We start from the raw sequence: 3,066 nt of genomic DNA, 5'->3' as shown, positions 1-3,066 counted from the left end.
GCACTCCTCTTTTGGGGGCATTTTCTTCAAAATGCCCCCAAAAGAGGAGTGCCCGTTTTTACTTATAGGCTTAGCACCTAAGCCAAAACGCCTTGGAAATGCAGTAAGAGCAAGAAAATACCTTTCTAGAGCTATAAAAAGCGGATGGCTCTTTCCCTAGCGTGCTAGGAAAACGCAGATTTCAGAACCTGAAAAAAGAATAAATGTTTTTCGTACACCTATTGCATTAATTATAAAAGAAAACTAGTTTTATGTCAATTCTTCAAATGCAGCCCATAAACGCAGTAGCCGAATAAGCTATTGCTAATTTTTAGAAGCTTACTGGAAACGTTTCCATATACTTAAATTCTACCCTATGAAAGTAATTTCTACCTCTACCCCAACAAACTTGGTTCTAGGTCAGGCGAAAGATGCTCTTGATACGGTTTTATGGAAACGTTTCCAGGAAGGCGACAGCGAGGCCTTCGCGGAACTCTACCGAACCTACGTGCAGGTGATCTATAATTTCGGCCGGAAGTACTCCGATGATGAAGCCCTGCTGGAGGATTGCATCCATGGGCTGTTCCTGGACCTCTGGAAGAACCGAGCGAACCTGTCCCAACCCAAATCCATCCGGTTTTACCTGTACGCCTCCATCAAGCGCAGAATCTATCGGGAGGGGCAAAAGAGAAGAGAGCAGACCTTTGATGATTTCACCGAGATGGACAGAATGTGCGCCGAGGTAAATGACTCCATTGAAGACCTGCTGGTGCTGGCGCAAGGCAAAGCGCAGCAGAAAGCTTCTTTGAAGCAGGGCTTACGTTTATTGCCCGCGAACCAACGGAAAGCCATCCTGTTGAAGTTTTACAAAGAACTCAACTTCCAGGAAATCTCCACGGCCATGAACATGAGCATTGATAACGTGTACAAATTGGTGAGCAGGGGACTGCTGTCGCTTAGAAAAAATGTTCAGAACGTGCATCTGGCTTAAAGAGGCGGACCTAATTGCCCTTTCATTGGGAAGAGAGACGAGCGGCAGAAAAGCTTGATTTTAAGTTCTTTTCAAAAATAGTTGTTCAACCATGTCCAATTCCCCTCCGGTTATTCTCTTGATAATAGAACTAAGGAATAAAATTTGGAGATGGATCGGTTTCAGAAATACAGGCATTATTCTTCTGATGACCTTGTGGAAGATAGTTCCTTCTGGAGCTGGGTGTTGCGAGAAGAAAGGGGGGAGGATGGTTTCTGGAGTGAGTTTATAGCCAGTCATCCAAATCAGGCAACGGCGGTAGAGATGGCTAGAGAAAAGGTTCTGCAGTTGAACAACGCTGAATTCAAACTCCCGGATGATAAAGTAGCCTCTCTCTGGAATAAGATCACGCAGGCCAGTCGCGTAGCGTTGCCATCAGAAATGGAGCAGGAGAAAACCGGTACTGGTGCTGGTTGATTGAGTGCAGTAAAGCTGTAAGTCAATTTGTTTCCCAGAATGCTGAGTAATGATTCCTGCTTCAGTTGAGTGATACGATTTTTGTAGGTAGAAAGAAGCTCTGTTTCTTTCTACGGATTATAAACCGTCTTTCATGTGTGAAAACTGGGGCGGGTGCTCTGCCTGGCTTCTGAAACGCCTGGGGAGCACCCGCTACTTTTATGTGCCAGGTAGCACAAAATGTTACATCCACCAAAAGATTTACTGTTGATGAAATTCAAGTTACAGGTGCTGTTATGCCTCTTGCTGTGCGGGATCGGGTTGTCAGTTCAGGCACAAAAGAAAAAATCTGCCAAGGCGAAGGATAGAACGGTTTGGCTCAACCACTTGGATAAAATCGTTCGGCCGGTGCTGTCCAATTTGGCCGAGGATCGCCTGAAGGAGAGAATGCCGGTAGCGCTGTCCAACAAGATCGATAATAAGAGCTCTCGGGAGAAAGTATCGTATCTGGAGGCATTTGGCCGGGTGATGAGCGGCATCGGGCCGTGGTTAAACGCCGAGGGAGGGTCCAAAGAGGAGGTGGCGCTCCGTCAACAATACAGGCAGTGGGCGCTGCAGGCCGTGGCAAATGCCGTGAACCCGGCGGCCAAAGACTACATGCAATGGAACGGGGGCCAGCCTTTGGTAGATGCCTCTTTCCTGGCGCTGGGTTTGGTGCGTTGCCCCTGGCTGTGGGAAAATCTCAGTGCTCCGGTGAAGGAGCAGGTGGTCACCGCGTTCAAAACTACCCGGGGCACCGTGCCAGTGTTCTCCAATTGGGTCCTGTTCACGGGCATGATAGAGGCGTTCTTCTGCCAGTATGGGCTGGAATATGACGCGGTGCGCATAGAATATGGCGTGCGCGAGTTCGCCAACCACTGGTACGTGGGCGACGGCATGTATTCAGATGGGATGAATTTTGCGCAGGATTACTACAACAGCTATGTTATTCAGCCGTATCTGGCTACCATTCTGAGCGTGGTGAATGAAAAAAGGAAGAGCTACAACTGGTACGCGCCCAACCTGCTCAAGATCACCCAGCGCTACGCCGAGCTGCAGGAACGCATGATCCACACCGATGGTAGTTTCCCGGTGATTGGTCGGTCCATTACCTACAGAGGCGGAGCTTTCCACCACCTGGCGGATATGGCGTACCGGAAACAGTTGCCGGCGTCGCTGAGCCCGGGGCAGGTGAGGAGCGCCTTGAGCGCGGTGCTGAACAAGACGCTGGAGGCGCCTTCCACTTTCACCAAAGACGGCTGGCTGAACATCGGGTTGTACGGACATCAGCCTGATGTCGCGGATTTTTACATCACCACCGGAAGCCTATACCTGTGTGCCACCATCTTCTTACCTCTGGGCCTGCCCGAAACCGATCTCTTCTGGTCAGCGCCTGCTACCCCCTGGACCGCCGTGAAAGCTTGGAGCGGTCAGTCTGTACCGGCAGATCATGCGCTGGACCTGAAATAGGGTTCGTCTGTGGGATGTCCGTTTTCAAAGGACCAGATAATTTCGTTACTTTTAGAATCTGAAACGCCTCAAAAGGTACGGAGGTCGTAAGGTTTCTGTCACTTAAAGGCTGTGTCCATCTGTTTTGCGGCTGTTTTTCTGAAAACAGCCGC

At 49.5% G+C, this 3,066-nt stretch carries 3 protein-coding genes; all 3 read left to right on the top strand.

Going from position 1 to position 3,066, the window contains the following annotated elements:
• Positions 1–355 precede the first annotated feature (355 nt).
• The 3 genes from H7U12_RS20760 to H7U12_RS20750 all read left to right on the top strand — a co-directional run bounded on the left by H7U12_RS20760 (position 356) and on the right by H7U12_RS20750 (position 2,914).
• The gene (locus H7U12_RS20760; protein ID WP_186641758.1) at positions 356–970 is read left to right on the top strand and encodes an RNA polymerase sigma factor; all 615 of its coding nucleotides are present in this window, start codon (positions 356–358) and stop codon (positions 968–970) included.
• A 150-nt stretch (positions 971–1,120) separates the two neighbouring features.
• Positions 1,121–1,426 carry a hypothetical protein gene (locus H7U12_RS20755; protein WP_186641756.1) on the top strand — a complete coding sequence of 102 codons (306 nt, stop codon included), beginning with the start codon at positions 1,121–1,123 and terminating at the stop codon, positions 1,424–1,426.
• Positions 1,427–1,675: 249 nt separating this feature from the next.
• A complete protein-coding gene (locus tag H7U12_RS20750; RefSeq protein ID WP_186641754.1) occupies positions 1,676–2,914 on the top strand; it encodes a DUF2264 domain-containing protein in 1,239 nt (412 codons plus the stop codon).
• The last annotated feature ends 152 nt before the right edge of the window (positions 2,915–3,066 follow it).

It is taken from the genome of Rufibacter sediminis, from assembly GCF_014269285.1.
Lineage (GTDB): Bacteria > Bacteroidota > Bacteroidia > Cytophagales > Hymenobacteraceae > Nibribacter > Nibribacter sediminis.
Note: the sequence above shows the minus strand (reverse complement) of the source record. Positions and strands in the feature narration are given on the sequence as shown.

Bases quoted from the DNA above. Each gene is read 5' to 3' on its own strand.
- H7U12_RS20760 (WP_186641758.1), top strand. From the start codon at position 356: ATGAAAGTAATTTCTACCTCTACCCCAACAAACTTGGTTCTAGGTCAG.
- H7U12_RS20755 (WP_186641756.1), top strand. From the start codon at position 1,121: ATGGATCGGTTTCAGAAATACAGGCATTATTCTTCTGATGACCTTGTG.
- H7U12_RS20750 (WP_186641754.1), top strand. From the start codon at position 1,676: ATGAAATTCAAGTTACAGGTGCTGTTATGCCTCTTGCTGTGCGGGATC.